The 14,360-nt window shown below is 45.1% G+C and carries 16 protein-coding genes; 7 read left to right on the top strand and 9 right to left on the bottom strand.

Annotated elements, in window-relative coordinates:
- Window positions 1-99: 99 nt before the first annotated feature.
- A complete protein-coding gene (locus tag ABLU67_RS15905; protein WP_049112356.1) occupies window positions 100-1,293 on the bottom strand; it encodes an MFS transporter in 1,194 nt (397 codons plus the stop codon).
- 3 nt (window positions 1,294-1,296) lie between these two features.
- Window positions 1,297-2,001 (bottom strand): type 1 glutamine amidotransferase domain-containing protein, encoded by a 705-nt coding sequence (locus tag ABLU67_RS15900; RefSeq protein ID WP_024359930.1) that lies wholly within the window; start codon window positions 1,999-2,001, stop codon window positions 1,297-1,299.
- 142 nt (window positions 2,002-2,143) lie between these two features.
- Here ABLU67_RS15900 and ABLU67_RS15895 point away from each other — a divergent pair, with 142 nt between their 5' ends.
- Entirely contained in the window at window positions 2,144-3,061 is a 918-nt protein-coding gene (locus tag ABLU67_RS15895; RefSeq protein WP_032693554.1) for a LysR family transcriptional regulator, read from the top strand.
- Between the two features lie 425 nt (window positions 3,062-3,486).
- Window positions 3,487-4,389, top strand: coding sequence for a LysR family transcriptional regulator (locus ABLU67_RS15890; RefSeq protein WP_015689822.1), 903 nt, complete (start codon window positions 3,487-3,489; stop codon window positions 4,387-4,389).
- Between the two features lie 38 nt (window positions 4,390-4,427).
- Here the strand turns inward: ABLU67_RS15890 and ABLU67_RS15885 are convergent, their stop codons facing one another.
- Genes ABLU67_RS15885 through ABLU67_RS15870 form a run of 4 tightly spaced genes read right to left on the bottom strand, consistent with a single transcriptional unit; the run spans window position 4,428 to window position 7,405 of the window.
- Window positions 4,428-5,309 carry a polysaccharide deacetylase gene (locus ABLU67_RS15885; RefSeq protein ID WP_015689823.1) on the bottom strand — a complete coding sequence of 294 codons (882 nt, stop codon included), beginning with the start codon at window positions 5,307-5,309 and terminating at the stop codon, window positions 4,428-4,430.
- A gap of 43 nt (window positions 5,310-5,352) precedes the next feature.
- On the bottom strand, window positions 5,353-6,084 hold the full coding sequence (locus ABLU67_RS15880; RefSeq protein ID WP_049112354.1) for a hypothetical protein: 732 nt from the start codon (window positions 6,082-6,084) through the stop codon (window positions 5,353-5,355).
- 4 nt (window positions 6,085-6,088) lie between these two features.
- Window positions 6,089-6,664, bottom strand: a complete 576-nt coding sequence (locus ABLU67_RS15875; RefSeq protein ID WP_024359927.1) for a DJ-1/PfpI family protein — start codon at window positions 6,662-6,664, stop codon at window positions 6,089-6,091.
- A 21-nt stretch (window positions 6,665-6,685) separates the two neighbouring features.
- Window positions 6,686-7,405, bottom strand: coding sequence for a cupin domain-containing protein (locus ABLU67_RS15870; protein WP_024359926.1), 720 nt, complete (start codon window positions 7,403-7,405; stop codon window positions 6,686-6,688).
- Window positions 7,406-7,865: 460 nt separating this feature from the next.
- On the opposite strand from ABLU67_RS15870, the gene ABLU67_RS15865 reads away from it, so the two are divergent.
- The 3 genes from ABLU67_RS15865 (at window position 7,866) to ABLU67_RS15855 (ending at window position 9,534) form a co-directional block, all read left to right on the top strand.
- A complete protein-coding gene (locus ABLU67_RS15865) occupies window positions 7,866-8,423 on the top strand; it encodes an OsmC family protein (RefSeq protein ID WP_032693557.1) in 558 nt (185 codons plus the stop codon).
- Between the two features lie 183 nt (window positions 8,424-8,606).
- A complete protein-coding gene (locus tag ABLU67_RS15860) occupies window positions 8,607-9,176 on the top strand; it encodes a TetR/AcrR family transcriptional regulator (protein ID WP_024359925.1) in 570 nt (189 codons plus the stop codon).
- A 16-nt stretch (window positions 9,177-9,192) separates the two neighbouring features.
- The gene (locus tag ABLU67_RS15855) at window positions 9,193-9,534 is read left to right on the top strand and encodes a carboxymuconolactone decarboxylase family protein (protein WP_032693558.1); all 342 of its coding nucleotides are present in this window, start codon (window positions 9,193-9,195) and stop codon (window positions 9,532-9,534) included.
- A 127-nt stretch (window positions 9,535-9,661) separates the two neighbouring features.
- Here ABLU67_RS15855 and ABLU67_RS15850 read toward each other — a convergent pair whose 3' ends face one another.
- On the bottom strand, window positions 9,662-10,564 hold the full coding sequence (locus ABLU67_RS15850; protein WP_032693559.1) for a LysR substrate-binding domain-containing protein: 903 nt from the start codon (window positions 10,562-10,564) through the stop codon (window positions 9,662-9,664).
- A 141-nt stretch (window positions 10,565-10,705) separates the two neighbouring features.
- Here ABLU67_RS15850 and ABLU67_RS15845 point away from each other — a divergent pair, with 141 nt between their 5' ends.
- Window positions 10,706-12,025 carry a 6-phospho-beta-glucosidase gene (locus tag ABLU67_RS15845; RefSeq protein ID WP_032693560.1) on the top strand — a complete coding sequence of 440 codons (1,320 nt, stop codon included), beginning with the start codon at window positions 10,706-10,708 and terminating at the stop codon, window positions 12,023-12,025.
- 121 nt (window positions 12,026-12,146) lie between these two features.
- On the opposite strand, the gene ABLU67_RS15840 is transcribed toward ABLU67_RS15845, so the two are convergent.
- A complete protein-coding gene (locus ABLU67_RS15840; RefSeq protein ID WP_015697014.1) occupies window positions 12,147-12,476 on the bottom strand; it encodes a thioredoxin domain-containing protein in 330 nt (109 codons plus the stop codon).
- Window positions 12,477-12,764: 288 nt separating this feature from the next.
- Between ABLU67_RS15840 and ABLU67_RS15835 the strand changes: the two genes are divergently transcribed.
- Window positions 12,765-13,610: a helix-turn-helix transcriptional regulator gene (locus ABLU67_RS15835; protein WP_049089937.1), complete on the top strand. Its 846-nt coding sequence runs from the start codon at window positions 12,765-12,767 to the stop codon at window positions 13,608-13,610.
- On the opposite strand, the gene ABLU67_RS15830 is transcribed toward ABLU67_RS15835, so the two are convergent.
- Window positions 13,594-14,157 carry a YbhB/YbcL family Raf kinase inhibitor-like protein gene (locus ABLU67_RS15830; protein ID WP_032693561.1) on the bottom strand — a complete coding sequence of 188 codons (564 nt, stop codon included), beginning with the start codon at window positions 14,155-14,157 and terminating at the stop codon, window positions 13,594-13,596. The two genes, ABLU67_RS15835 and ABLU67_RS15830, sit on opposite strands and share 17 nt — an antisense overlap.
- Between the last annotated feature and the right edge of the window lie 203 nt (window positions 14,158-14,360).

Genomic DNA, 14,360 nt, shown 5'->3' with positions numbered 1-14,360 from the left:
AAATAACCTATGTTTTGTTGTGACATTTTTCAAAGAGGTAAAATAAAATGGCTCAGTGATTTGGTGTTCACTGAGCCATTTTAAATGCTATGTGTACTATCAGGAGTAATCGGAGGTGGTGCGTCTTTTATTAGAATTTATTTGTAATAACATCCATAAAATACCAACGATTACTACTCCGCCTCCAACCCAAGTAGGGCTTGTAAGACCAGTAACATTCAGTGCTACCCCCCCCAATAGCGACCCTAATGCAATTCCTCCGTTAAAACCGGCAATATTCAGTCCTGCTGCCACAGCTGGAGCTTCAGGTGCATGTATGTGAGATAGCCCTATCACTCTTGCTTGCATTGAGGGGACCGCTGCGTATGTCAATGCTCCAAGCAACCCAATAAACAGTGCCATTAACATTAAGGATGAGACAGAGAACCACATAGCAAAGAGGACGATCGCCAGACCAATAAGAATTGTCATCACGGCACGATCTGCACCTTGCTTGTCAGTCAGGCGACCACCCCAGACATTCCCGATAGCGGCCATCACGCCGTAGACCAACATAAGCAAACTACTCGTACGCTCGTCTACATGCGTTACCTGAAGTAGAATCGGGGAAATATACGTATACAGGGCAAAAGATCCTGCATAGGCCAAAACTGTAATTCCTGCTCCCGCAAGCAGTAGTGGGTTGAACATGGCTTTTAAACCGTCCATGGCATTTGCTTGCAAGGAGGGATCATTTTGATCCGTGGGCATCAGCATTGCCAATCCAATGAAACCGATCGCTCCACTTGCCGTTACTGCCATGAATATAGACTGCCAACTCAACAGACTACCGATGTAGGTACCAAGTGGTACGCCTAATGCCAACGCAATTGTAAGACCGCCAAAAACGACCGAAACAGCGGCGCCAGCACGATGTCGCCCAGCCAGTTGGGTTGCCACACTTGAAGCAACAGCAAGAAACACTCCGTGCCCTAAACCGGAAGCAAATCTTGCAATCAACATAGGCGTTAGGGACTCAGACGCACCGACGATACCATTGCCAACTGTAAACAGGCCCATAGCAACAAGTAATAATCTTTTACGAGGCCATCGTGTTGCCAACGCAGTTAATCCCGGAGCACCAATTACGGCACCGAGGGCGTAGGCTGTCACCGCTGTACCTACATGACTGACACTGACGTTTAGATCAGCTGATATCCTGGAAACTAAGCCGATCGTGACAAATTCAGTGAATCCCAAAGCAAAAGCGCAGAGTGCAAAGACATATATAACAAAAGGCATGCGTTCTTTCATAACTCAGGCTCTTCTATTTTCAATAGAAGCCAACAAAGGCAGCATTGCCTCAGCGACTCCTTTTGCGGAAGCGGGATTCTGTCCGGTCACTAATCTCTCGCTGACAATCACCTGTGGCTGAAAATTTGCGGCTGCAAGATGCTCAGCACCTCTTTGCTTCAGCGTGTCTTCAAGTAAGAATGGAACAATGTCGTACAACCCTACAGCACGTTCTTCATCGTTGGTAAAAGCTGACACCTTTTTGCCCGCAACCAGATATTCATTATCGGAAAGCCGAATATTCACCAATCCGGCGGGGCCATGACAAACCGCAGCGACAACGCCACCCTTTTCATAAATTCGTGATGAAACACCCGCCAACTCTATATTGTCAGGGAGATCCCACATCGTCGCATGCCCTCCTGCATAGTAGACGGCGTCATAGACGTCAGGATCAATCTGCGAGGGTTTTAATGTGGTTTTAGTTGCCTCGCGTAAGGAATCATTATTCCAAAAGGAGGCGTTAACCGGATCGCTGAGGTCTAAACCGTCAACATGTGTCTTGCCTCCCTTGGGACTCACGAAATCAATTTCATATCCTTCTTTTGTGAGTACATCGTAGGGGTGAGACACCTCAGAAAGATAGAAACCACTGGGTGCGGCATCTTTACTCTCGGCTTGACCTTTACGGTCATGGCTGGTCAATACAAACAGGATACGTTTGGGCATTTTAACTTCCTCTATATGGGGGGACTTAAAGCAAAATTCTTCTGACTGCATGCGACATAACAGACTTGTCATATTGAGTCTTATTGTGGAACAATCTATTTATCCTTTAAATAGACCTAAACGGACAAACACTTACCCCAAAATGAACAAAATAAACTTGAGAAATGACGACCTTGAAGTGTTTTTACACGTCGTCGACAGAAACAATTTCTCTGCCGCAGCACGAGACCTACAGATACTCCCCAAGATGGTGAGCAAGCAGATAGCCAGGCTGGAAACTGCACTTGGCACTACACTTTTTGAAAGAAACACCCGTAATCTACGTATTACAGACGAGGGCAGAGCTATAGCTGAGAGGGCTCGCGTAGCGTTGGCCGTTCTGGATGAGATGAAGGAACTTTCCCGAGGGGATAGTGAGGAGTTAAGCGGAAATATTCGTTTGACTGCGCCCGCACCGTTTGGCCGAAAATATGTTGCTCCTGCGATCGCTGCATTCTGCCAAGTACATCCGAGGGTGGGCTTTGATTTAAGGTTATCTGACCAAATCCAGGATCTTTATAGTGGTGATTTCGATCTGGCTATTCGTATGGGGGATCTGGCTGATTCTCGCCTTCTGGCCAGAAAAATAGCAAATAATAGACGTATTCTCATCGCATCGTCCGAATATCTGAAGAATCATCCACCCATTGAGCGACCAGAAGATCTTTTAAATCACAACTGCTTAGTATTCGCTTACCCGGGTTTTTTACACAATTCATGGACGTTACGTAAAGCCGGTCATGAAAGAAGCATCAGCGTTACTGGCAACCTTATCAGTGACAACGGAGACGTATTGCATGCCTGGAGTTTGGCGGGGCTTGGCATATCTCTTCGAGAAACTTGGGATATTCATGATGAATTGAGAGCTGGGAAACTTTGCCGAGTTCTGCCTGATTGGGAAGCAAACACATCTCAGATCAGTGTTGTCCGGGCGCGGCGAGAACCAATACCCCGTAGGCTAAGTGTATTTATTGATTTCATGACTGAAAAATGGAAACGGGCACCATGGGATGATGATTAATGTTCCGAGAGGTAGTCCGAACCGGTCTAAAAGAAGCTAACCGCTTCACTGACCAACGGAATTTGTGATAACTCGATTTGAGTTGAGGTCGTCAACGTTAATAGATAAAAATACAATGATTGTTTAGTCAATTTAAAGGTTTAGCGACTATCACTCCCCAGAGTATGTAATAGAAGACAACACGCCAATCCGAATCTCATGGCATGCTTGAAACCTTAATGCCAACCAGTATAACGCACGTAAAATATAGGTATATCAATGGGTTATCTTGATATGTTCTATCCTTGCCCTATAAAATCCTTTAATTGTTAAAATAAGTTAATATGTATAGAAGCATTAACGGAACATGTTTATAACATAATACTGTGCAGGCTTTCGATTTTATGTCGTAATCGGAGAGCTTCAGGCTCTTAAGGATGCGCAGTATGAGCTATCTGGTTCAGTTACGAAGTTTTGTTGAAGTATACAAAGCTGGTTCGATTTCAAAAGCGGCAATGCGGTTGGGCATAAGCCAGCCTGCAATGTCTGCCCACATTCATTCACTTGAGGCTTTTACCGGGTGTGTTCTCTTTACTCGTCGTTCACATGGTGTGGTGGCTACAGTGGATGGGGAGGAATTGGCGAGATTGGTGGCTTCAGATTTAGAAACGATTGAACTGAAGTTGTCGATGCTTAGATCACGTACAAGAAAGTCCTCGGGGACAGTATCTTTCATCGGGCCAGCAGAATTAATGTGGTCAAAATTACCGTACTTGGTGAAAATATTATTCAATGAAGGTATTAAATTTAAAGTTTTGACAGGAAATAGGAAGCGCATATACAGCTGTCTTCTGGACGGAAGTTGTCAACTAGGTTTCACAACTTCTATGCCGGATAAACAAAAATTTGGATATGCTGAAATTGGAATGGAAAAGTTAATAGTTGTGGTAGCGTCACTCATAGCAGACAACTTCAAAGAAAATGAGGACGTGATTGATACGCTGTCGAAGCTTCCTCTAATAGCTTACGATGAACAGTTACCCTTGATAAGGGAAGTTTTCCAGGATTCTTCGCGATTTTTTGCACTGCTTCGTCCGTCTATTACTGTACCGGATTTGCGGATTTTAGAAAGAATGATCCGAGAAAATATTGGTTGGACTGTGATGCCTGAGTATTTATGCGCCCAAAGCATAGCAGGAGGTCAGATCGTTGAAGTGAATGTCCATGAGAGACTCCCTATAAATTCAATCTATTTGGTATGGATTGATAGCTCATTACGTAACCCACTCGTTTCAGGAATAAGAGACAGAATTCTCGAACTATCAAAAAATAGCGGATTTATGGTTTGAGATACATAAAACAGGCAGCCTTATCGGCTGCCGTGTCATTATTTTATCCGTGGAGATCGCTTGGCAAAGTCATCTGCAATGTCATTCAATTTTAGGAATTTCACCCCTGGATGACCAAGCATATGAGTTAAGAGGCGTTCGAGCATCATTAACACGTGCGGGCGTCCAGATACGTCCGGGTGAATCGTAAAAGTAAAGATCGCATATTCATGCTCACGGTAGACCCAATCGAATTGATCTCTCCACAACTGTTCGATGTCCCTGGGATTCATGAAACCTTGGCTGTTGGGTTTTGTTTTCATGAACATGAAAGGAGGAATATCGTCGATTGTCCAACTGGCGGGTAATTCAATAAGGTCCGTCTCTTCTCCGCGTACCAGCGGTTTCATCCATTCGGTCGGTGTCTTGGAATAATCTATCTTGGTCCAGGAATCACCTTTCCTGACATAATAAGGCTGATGATCATGATGCATTAGTGAATGGTCATATTTGATGCCATTTTCTAATAGAAGATCTGTGGTTACAGGAGAAAATTCCCACCATGGAGCGACATACCCAGTAGGTCTCTTCCCTGTTAATTTTGTGACCATGTCAATGCCTTTTAGAAGGACTTCTCTTTCTTGGTCAGGCGACATAGATATTGGGTTTTCATGACTGTAATTATGAACCCCTACCTCATGTCCAGCATTGACAACTGCTTCCATTTGCCGAGGAAAGGTTTCGATGGAATGACCAGGCATAAACCAGGTGGTGGGGATATTAAACTGGTCAAATAGATTCAGAAGACGTGGAGTACCTACTTCGCCAGCGAACATACCGCGAGATATATCGCTTGGAGAATCTTCTCCCCCATAAGAAGATAGCCAGCCTGCAACGGCATCTACACCCACTCCAAAACCACATAGTATTTCTTTCGCCATGAGTTATTACTCCTCATACAGAAAAAATTGAAATAATATTGCGTTAAGAGGGTTTCTTGACTAATTTCAAGAGATCCTCGGTATCTAATTCATTAATTCCTTTTTGAAGTGCCATTAATTTATGCTCAGGGATGTTGTATCCCCAATTAGCCCAAAATGATTGAATGCCATGATCTAATGCATCAATAACATTTTGGATATTGTCATCAATAAATAGAATATCCTCGTTTTTATCGAAGGCTATTGATTTTAGCAAGGTAAGAGTCTTGTTTTTGTCAGTCATCCTCCCATATATTTTATTCGCGGGTATGTTTAAACCATATTTACTTAGAATGTATAATATAGACTCTTCATCCTTTCCTGATACAATATAGATATCATTAGCTGTTTCAAATAAATTTGAAACATCCAATAGCGGACGGTGTAGTTCAGCCCAAAGATCAGGGTAGAGACTTCTTGCCAGCTTCCTATAATGGATGAACTTATCCCTGAATATTTTCTTATCTTCAGTTGGAATTGATTCATATATAGCAGTGAATCTGTCATTATCTATAGCTTCATTACCAAATTCAGTGAATGAGGCAATAAAGTGACCGTCATGGCGTACAAAATTCCTTAATTTCCTGAATCGTTTAGCCATCAGGCGTGGGATGTTTTGAAGTACATCTTGGTTAAAATCACTGAGAGGTCTGTCATGTAATACATTCCATGTAATTAGCATGCATTCGTCTACTCCATCAACCACGACCCCGTCGAAATCCATTGCTATTAACATCGAATTATACCACCAGCGGTTCTTTAAGAGTTTCGCCGCGTTTCCATCTATCTATTGCATCGAATGTCTGACGCATAAATTTTCCACATTCAGCATAATAGGAGCAAGTTATGATATTCCCGTCGACAACTACATCTGCTTCAATTACATTGGCGCCGGAATTAACCATATCGTCTTTCAGACCAACATAAGCGCAGGTGAGTTTGTCTCTTAGAATACCGGCAGAAATCATAATCCAGGGACCATGGCAGAGCCCAGCCACAACTTTCCCCTGTATTACCATCTGCTTTAGAAAATCTTTAACTCTCTGATCTTGGCGAACTCTATCAGGCGCTTCATGACCGCCAGTGAGAATAACAGCATCAAAATCAGTGGCGTTGAGTTGATCAAAATTAATATTGTCTTTGGATCTTTTATCCATAGGAACAGTGATGCCATATTTCCCTGTCACTGCACTTCCATCCTTTGTTGCAATAGATATATCGTATCCTTCCTCTTTAGAACGATAGTAAGTATAAACTACATCGTGATCCTGAAAACCTGGACCAGTGATTATCACTACTCGTGTCGGATTAGACATGTTATTTTCCTTCTTATTGCGTTACGGGACGTTAATTAAAAATACATTCTGACCACAGTACATTTCTGAGATGGCATCTTTAGCTCGTAGGATATGAATCTTTCCCATTAGATGGCTTTTTACATCTAATGAAATAAAAATAAAATCATCCTCGTCATTCAACATTTTTCTATCAAGATTTTTGACGGAAAAGTATGCTAATTTGTGTAGGTCATGTTCTCTGATCAATGTGCCTGCAGCTATCTGTTGCAAAGGAGGTAAAAGATCATGTTCCTGTGATTTCTTTTCATATGCCATATTTTGCCGGCCATAATTATCTTTAAGTCTGAGTAAGTCGAATTTGTTTCTTGGATTTTCAACTTCGATTAATTCGATGCCTGATTTTCCCGAAATAGTCTGATGGAATACACCTTTTGCAATATATATGCTGTCCCCAGATTTTAACGCCTGATGTGTACCATCAAGAAATCTGGTCTCGCCATCACCATGTAGGCATATAAGGACGGTGTCTTTGAGTATATGACAATGCATTGACGTGGATTGATTCTTTGATATATGAAGGCGCCATACATCAAAAATAGAATCACAATAAACTCTATACTCATATCCCCATGGTTTTTCTATGAATCCATTGAGATGTAAGTCTTTCTCAAATGACTCACCATTATTTGAAGTTGAAAGTAGGATTTTGTTTATTTCAAGCAAGTCATATACATTTGGAGTCCGGTTGTGGATTTCCATATGGTCGCTCCCCCGCTAATTGAATTGCTGAATGTTGATTTCACTTCGGTCAATCGTTCTGTGATTTCAGTCTATAACGGTTATTTAGTACGAGAGAAATAACTTTTATGATGATTGCCTATATTGTTTCTTTTGATCAGTCCTTCATACTCAATAATTACTGAAAACTATGCTTCTATACTTGGGTACTGTTAAAGATGCATAGATTCTATGCCGTCAGGAGGTCATAGCTCACAAGCGATTAAGATGCTTAGCAAGATGCCGAACTCGGACGTCAGCACGATACATCGCATAATGTAGATATCGCAGCGTTTACGTCCCTGTTTGTAGCTCTATCTTAAGAAGTTGCCCCCATAGTGGTAGACAACACCTCAATCTTAAAGTAATCTACCATCTAGTAGGTTGATTGCGTTTGGCACCAACCTTATCTTTGAGATCACTCGACACTTCAGGAGTTGTCATGACTAATTCAAAAAAACCTTTTGCTGACGCTAATGTTATTCGCGGTACACGAGAAGCTATTCGCCAGCAGCCAGAGCTGGGCAATCTCACCTTTAACATGAAGAGTAAATCCAACGGTGGGGTATCCGTCCGTGTGGAAACTCATGCGACTATCCAGAACGGCCAGGTTGATACCAGTCGCTCCGGAAAATTTGCTAATGTTGGCGATGAACCTGCTGATTTATCGGGTACTGATAGCGGTATGGGCCCAGCTGAGTACATTTTGCAGGCACTTGCCGGCTGTTATACCGCGACTCTGACTGTGATGGCGGCAGAAAAGGGCATTGAGCTTGATGGTATTGAACTTGACCTGAACTTCGACATTAATCTGAACGGTTTCCTGGGTCTTGACGAAAAAGTTCGCAACGGGGCGAAAGCGATCCGTGTTGGCGTTAAGCTCTCCAGTCCGACCGCCAGCCGTGAACAGCTTGAAGAAATGGTTCGTGCACTGCCAGAAAGCTCGCCGATCCACGATACGTTGGCGAACCCGGTCAGTATTGATACCCGGTTGGTGTAGGTAAACCTCAGAGAGGGAAATGCCTGAACACTGTCATTTCCCTACTGCCTGATGGCTATTAACCCCGACCAAAACGCGTTATCAGAGAAGGTTAAATCGCTGTTGTGAACTGATGTCCCCTTGCAGGGAACAACAGGCGCAGATAATATCTACCAACTAGTAGATTATAATTGTGAGGATTATATGTCAGTCATGACACGAGAAAGGCTTCTGAATGAAGCGGACCATCTGATGCGCGAACGGGGTTACTCTGCATTCAGCTATGCTGATTTGTCAAAGAGCATTGGTATCACCAAGGCCAGTATTCATCACCACTTCCCAACAAAAGACGTTTTGGGCGAACAAGTGGTGATTCAGGCCCATACCGATACCAAAAACCGATTTGAACAGATTGAAGCGACGGAGAATACGGTTGCGCAGATGCTTACCGCCTATGTAGAGCTTTTCATCGAAAGCTATCGCACGTCGCGTATGCCGCTATGCTGTGCTTTGTCTTCGGAAATGGCCAATCTGCCACCGAATATCAGAGTACAGGCGACCGAATATTTCGATATGCAGATTGCCTGGTTGACCAAGATTGTCAGCCGTGGCGTTGATGCAGGGGAGCTGACTGCTGACCTGCTGCCATCAAAAATGGCTCTGCTTATTTTGAATTTATGCGAGGGCGCAAGCGTTGTTTCCCGGGCGATTAATAAGCCTGAGCTTTTCAACGATACGCTTGAACAGATCCTAATGATTGTTAAAAGAAAATAATTCTGGAGATGACCCCATGTTAGATTGGAATGAATACCGCTCAGAAGTGATGCAACGTGTTGGTGATCTGGGTAAGTTGACCCCGGAAACACTAAAAGGCGTCATGGCTTTGGGCAACGCCGGCAATAAGACCAACCTCCTGGGCGCGAAAGTGCGTGAACTGATTGCACTGGCTTGTGCGGTGACGACTCGCTGTGATGGTTGCATCGCCGTCCATGCCGAAGCTGCCGTTAAAGCTGGCGCCACAGAAGAAGAAATTGCTGAAGCCCTGGGTGTGGCAATCAACCTGAATGCAGGCGCTGCCGTTGTCTATTCCGCACGTACGCTGGATGCGATTAAGCAACTGAAAGCGCAATAGTTATCGCGTTGAAAATATAAAAGGGCATGACTGCCCTTTTTTCACTTCTGACAGACATTGTCATCATGCTCTCTGGCATTAGGTCTGATATGACTTACATTGCCACTTATCAGAACGAAAACAGACTTTATTCCTCGTTAAACACATTTCTTACCCATTCGGCCAAAGCCTGAACGCCTGGTCGGTTAAGGTTTTCTCGTGGCATAATGAGGTCATATCCTCGCCCGGCGGGTATTTCTATTTCAAAAGGGGCAATCAGTCGGCCCTCATCGAGGTAATGTCGAATGAGTCGTTTTCTGCCCATGATGATACCGCCGCCATTGAGTGCCGCTTCAATCGACATCTGACAATTGTTGAAGCTCAAAAAATTATCTTCAACAGGCAGGTTTTTGCCAGACTCCCTGCACCATTCTCGCCATTCGGAAAAAACATTCTGGGAGTCAACGGATTCAGACGTATGAATGAATGGGACTTCAGCTAACCAATGGTTTGCTTGCCTGATTTTTTTTGCAAGAGATGGAATACAGACGGGAACCAGCGTCTCTTCAGATAACCGTTCGCAGTAGAGATCGGGGTATTTCAGATTACTGTAGTAGATAGCGACATCTACCCGTTCAAGATTAAAATCTACCAGACCGGCTCTCACTCTGAAATTGATATTCAGCCCCGGCCACCGTTCGGTAAATACCGGTAAGCGCGGCATCAGCCAGAGAAAAGCGAAGGTAGGTGGAAGGCCGACAGACAAGGTTCCTCTCAGCCCCTGCACGCGAATATCTTCTATTTCATCACTGATGCGTTTAAGTGAAAACGCGAGTACGCCAAGTAAACGCTCCCCTTCATCGGTCAACTGAAGCTTTCTGGTCATTCTGATAAATAGCCTGAATCCGAGCATGGATTCAAGAGAACGAATGCGTTGGCTAACGGCCCCTTGCGTCAGATTGAGGGTAGTCGCCGCCTTAGTAAAGCTCATATGCAGTGCTGCCGTTTCAAACGTATGCAATAGTGCCAGTATGTTCTGTTGAGCGAGCATTCATCATTTTCCTTCTTAATTTTTCTTATGCATTATTTACAGTAATGCATACCCCGGAATTGATCGTTTGTCCACTAAGCCCCTTGTCCTCTTTAATTGGCCCAACAGACGTCCTGACAACAACGATGAGGGGAATATCTAATGAAGGGTCTTAAGTTAGTGGTTATTGGAGCGGGTTCAAGCTACACACCTGAACTGATGGAAGGCATTATCAAGCGTCAAAATGAATTTCCGATCCGCGAGTTATGGCTGGTTGATATTGAGGATGGCCGTGAAAAAATGGCGATCATTGCTGGCCTCACCCGACGGATGCTGGAAAAAAATGGGCTGGATATACCGGTTTATGAAACCCTTGACCGCACAGAAGCACTGCTCGGTGCCGATTTTGTTTGTTCTCAGTTCAGGGCCGGCTGCCTGGAAGCACGGATCAGCGACGAAAGGATATCGCTGAAATACGACATGATCGGTCAGGAAACCAATGGGCTGGGTGGGTTTGCCAATGCATGCCGCACTATCCCGATTGCATTGGCTATAGCGAAAGAAATGGAACAACTGTGCCCGGATGCCTGGTTGCTGAACTTTACCAACCCGTCGGGAATGGTCACTGAAGCGATACTGAAATACAGCAAAGTCAAAACCGTAGGGCTGTGCAATGTGCCTGTTATCATGCAAAAAGGTATTGCCAGTGCTTTAGGTGTCAGTGACATCAATGAATTTATCATGCAGGTCGCGGGACTTAATCACTTCATTTTTGCGCGCCATATTTTTCATGAAGGTAAGGATAAGCTGCCTCAGGTTATTGAGCTGATTTCAGAGGGGAATGATCCTTTGGTGCCTAAAAATATTCCTCCTTTCAAATGGCCGGATCGGTTGTTGGCGAATATGGGAATGATACCTTGCCCCTACCTGCGTTATTACTACATGAGCGACGACATGTACCGTCAGGAGCTTGGCGAAGCACAAGGGGAAGGGACTCGTGGTGAGATCGTAAAGGAGCTCGAAAGAGAACTATTCGAAATTTATCGAAACCCGGAACTCGCCGAGAAACCGAAAGCGCTGGAAGGTCGGGGAGGGCAGTACTATTCGGATGCGGCATGTGAATTGATGAGCGCAATATATAACGACAAACGCATCATCATGCATGTCAATACGCGAAACGATGGTGCGATTGCGGGCCTGCCGGATGACTGTGCGGTTGAGGTCAGTTCAATGATCACCCGTTCAGGACCTATACCACTGAATGTCGAACCTTTCCCGGAAGATGTACTTCGTCTGATTCAACTGATGAAAAGCTTTGAGCAATTGACCATTGAGGCAGCCATCAGTGGTAATCGGTATACGGCATGGCGTGCCTTGGTTATTAATCCCCTAGTCAAAAGCGGTCAACTGCTTGAAAATGCATTGGATGAAGTGATCGAACATAACAAAGCGTTGATGCCGGCCTTCCAACGCAATAAATAACGCTAAGCAGACTGGTCGGTTATTTTATAACAAAGCGGTTATCACTCTGAACGAGGGGTAACCGCTTGCCGATGATGCATCAGACCGCTAAGAGACTTTTTTAAACATAGATAAAATGGCATCACTGCCCTTTTTTCAGCTCTGACAATGCTTGCTGATAAAACCCTGCCGATTTAACACCCGGTATACGCTGGACCAACTGCCCATCCTTGAACATGAGTACGGAAGGCAGTCCCCAAATTTCATATTTGGTGGTCAGTACCGGTGCCAGATCCACATTCACTTTGCCGACTTTGACGTCGCTTTCTATCTGCTCGGCAAAATGGTTAAAAATGTCTTCGCTCATCTGACAAGGTGGGCACCAGGGGGCAGAGAAGCGCACCACCGCAACCCCTTCATGCCTCTCGATTTCTCTAAAATTATCTTCATTGTAAAGGGTTAATTCACGCATCATTCACTCCTGCAGGATGTAACTTGATAGTAATTCTACCTACTAGTTGGTTTGTTTAATTAACATAAAAAGCTATCATCGATAGAAAGGTGCTTAAGCGAAGATAATGCCATGTTTTATCAATGGATAAGCGTCATCTTATGTGGACGGCGTGCTGAGGATTATGATATTTCACTCCATCTGAATGAGAAAACTGACGTATTGTAAAATCGGGACTACTTTATAAAAAAGCAAGCCCATCCATAAAGTGTCGGCCTACAGGGCAGGCCTATTCCTTTTCGTAAGGCGATGATGGAAAGAACATTATCCAGTCGTATTAATGTGGGGAGTACAGCGCATGTGCTGCATACGCAGCCCCTGATGATGCGCCATATCACTATAGATGAACCCACAATCATCCTGGTCCGCCATGGCAGGAAAATAATCCGCTGGGCGCAAGAGGAGATAACGCTGGAAGCGGGGGACGCGGTGGTCATCGGGGAGGGGCACTCTTTTGATATCATCAATACACCATCACCTTTAACGGGTACGTACGAAGCATCATGGCTGAGTTTTTGTGCCGATTTCGTCCAAAACTACTGCTTCATGCATGCCCCACGTATGAGCATGAACGAAGCAAATAAAATGGCAGAGCCAGGCAACAGTTTTCGCCAGGCCTTTTATCACACTGCGGAGGCCATTACAGATACTGAAAACATACCTGAAAGTATCGTGGCCAGGCGTATGGAAGAGATGCTGAGTTGGCTGGATGAATACCGAATTTTCTTCGCGCTGAAACAACATACCGGACTGGCGATAAAAATCCGCAAACTCGTTGCAGCAGACATATCACAAGACTGGAATACTGCGCAGGTGGCGGCTGAATTGGGTATGTCGGCCACCACCCTGAGACGCCATCTGCATGCCGAAAATACGTCATTCACCCATCTGGTGACTGACATTCGCATGTGCCGCGCCCTGACACTTTTGCAGGTGACCGATCTTTCAGTCACCCGCATATCCCTGGAAGTCGGCTATGAAAATCCGTCTAAGTTCGCCGCCAGATTTCGAACTCGCTTCGGATTCAGCCCCAGCCTGGTCCGGGTTTCCGGCCAGGCTATCGGCAACCTGGCTGCGGTTAGCGGCCCTGCGTAATCTGAAGATGCGCTTCGCCCAGTGAGTTCGCTTTTGCCATAAAGCCGACCAGGGCGGGCGTCGAGTCCGCCGTTATTCCCGGAAGTTTGTCGACACGAAGTGCCGTCAGCGTGATCTCATAACGGTGCGTTTCACCCTTCGGCGGGCAAGGGCCGCCATAACCCGGGATACCGAAATCAGTCCGGGTCTGAAGAGCCCCTTGCGGGAGATTTTTGTTATCCGCCGTTATCCCAGCCGGTAACGAGTGAAGAGATGAGGGAATATTCACCACCTGCCAGTGGATCCAACCGAGGCCTGTCGGCGCATCCCTATCATAAATTTTGAGAGCGAAGCTTTGAGTTCCTGCCGGCGCGCCACTCCAGTTAAAAGAGGGGGCAAGGTTTCCACCGCTGCACCCAAATCCATAAGGTGAACTCAGGGTCTGAGCCGCGGGGAAACGGTTTTTTTCAAGCTCATGACTTGTCAGCGTAAAACTGGCTGAAAAAGCGACCTGGCTCGACAACGCCAGGCATAATGTACTGATAACAGTAAGGTGAAGTTTGGACATTTACTCTTCTCCATCGGGGTGATTAATATCCCAATGATAAGGGGAGAGAAAGACTCCTCGCCGCCCTGAACCGGCCAGTCTTAGCTCCATAACGCCCAATAATGATATTTGTAATTCCCTGATTTCACAGGATGACGACCATCTCACCGACGGGAGCTCACCTTACACAGCATTCCCTGTGCCTGTCTCCGGTGACAAAAGGA

It is taken from the genome of Klebsiella sp. GN_Kp190 (assembly GCF_040061795.1).
GTDB classification, from domain to species: Bacteria; Pseudomonadota; Gammaproteobacteria; order Enterobacterales; family Enterobacteriaceae; genus Klebsiella; species Klebsiella michiganensis.
The sequence above is the reverse complement of the archived record's forward strand: the minus strand, read 5'-3'. Positions and strand labels throughout refer to the sequence as shown.

What these genes read in the sequence shown, in the direction of transcription:
- ABLU67_RS15840 (WP_015697014.1), bottom strand. Translation starts at nt 12,476, where the DNA reads ATGCGTGAATTAACCCTTTACAATGAAGATAATTTTAGAGAAATCGAG.
- ABLU67_RS15870 (WP_024359926.1), bottom strand. Translation starts at nt 7,405, where the DNA reads ATGGAAATCCACAACCGGACTCCAAATGTATATGACTTGCTTGAAATA.
- ABLU67_RS15835 (WP_049089937.1), top strand. Translation starts at nt 12,765, where the DNA reads ATGATGGAAAGAACATTATCCAGTCGTATTAATGTGGGGAGTACAGCG.
- ABLU67_RS15855 (WP_032693558.1), top strand. Translation starts at nt 9,193, where the DNA reads ATGTTAGATTGGAATGAATACCGCTCAGAAGTGATGCAACGTGTTGGT.
- ABLU67_RS15875 (WP_024359927.1), bottom strand. Translation starts at nt 6,664, where the DNA reads ATGTCTAATCCGACACGAGTAGTGATAATCACTGGTCCAGGTTTTCAG.
- ABLU67_RS15890 (WP_015689822.1), top strand. Translation starts at nt 3,487, where the DNA reads ATGAGCTATCTGGTTCAGTTACGAAGTTTTGTTGAAGTATACAAAGCT.
- ABLU67_RS15850 (WP_032693559.1), bottom strand. Translation starts at nt 10,564, where the DNA reads ATGCTCGCTCAACAGAACATACTGGCACTATTGCATACGTTTGAAACG.
- ABLU67_RS15865 (WP_032693557.1), top strand. Translation starts at nt 7,866, where the DNA reads ATGACTAATTCAAAAAAACCTTTTGCTGACGCTAATGTTATTCGCGGT.
- ABLU67_RS15845 (WP_032693560.1), top strand. Translation starts at nt 10,706, where the DNA reads ATGAAGGGTCTTAAGTTAGTGGTTATTGGAGCGGGTTCAAGCTACACA.
- ABLU67_RS15880 (WP_049112354.1), bottom strand. Translation starts at nt 6,084, where the DNA reads ATGTTAATAGCAATGGATTTCGACGGGGTCGTGGTTGATGGAGTAGAC.
- ABLU67_RS15895 (WP_032693554.1), top strand. Translation starts at nt 2,144, where the DNA reads ATGAACAAAATAAACTTGAGAAATGACGACCTTGAAGTGTTTTTACAC.
- ABLU67_RS15905 (WP_049112356.1), bottom strand. Translation starts at nt 1,293, where the DNA reads ATGAAAGAACGCATGCCTTTTGTTATATATGTCTTTGCACTCTGCGCT.
- ABLU67_RS15830 (WP_032693561.1), bottom strand. Translation starts at nt 14,157, where the DNA reads ATGTCCAAACTTCACCTTACTGTTATCAGTACATTATGCCTGGCGTTG.
- ABLU67_RS15860 (WP_024359925.1), top strand. Translation starts at nt 8,607, where the DNA reads ATGTCAGTCATGACACGAGAAAGGCTTCTGAATGAAGCGGACCATCTG.
- ABLU67_RS15885 (WP_015689823.1), bottom strand. Translation starts at nt 5,309, where the DNA reads ATGGCGAAAGAAATACTATGTGGTTTTGGAGTGGGTGTAGATGCCGTT.
- ABLU67_RS15900 (WP_024359930.1), bottom strand. Translation starts at nt 2,001, where the DNA reads ATGCCCAAACGTATCCTGTTTGTATTGACCAGCCATGACCGTAAAGGT.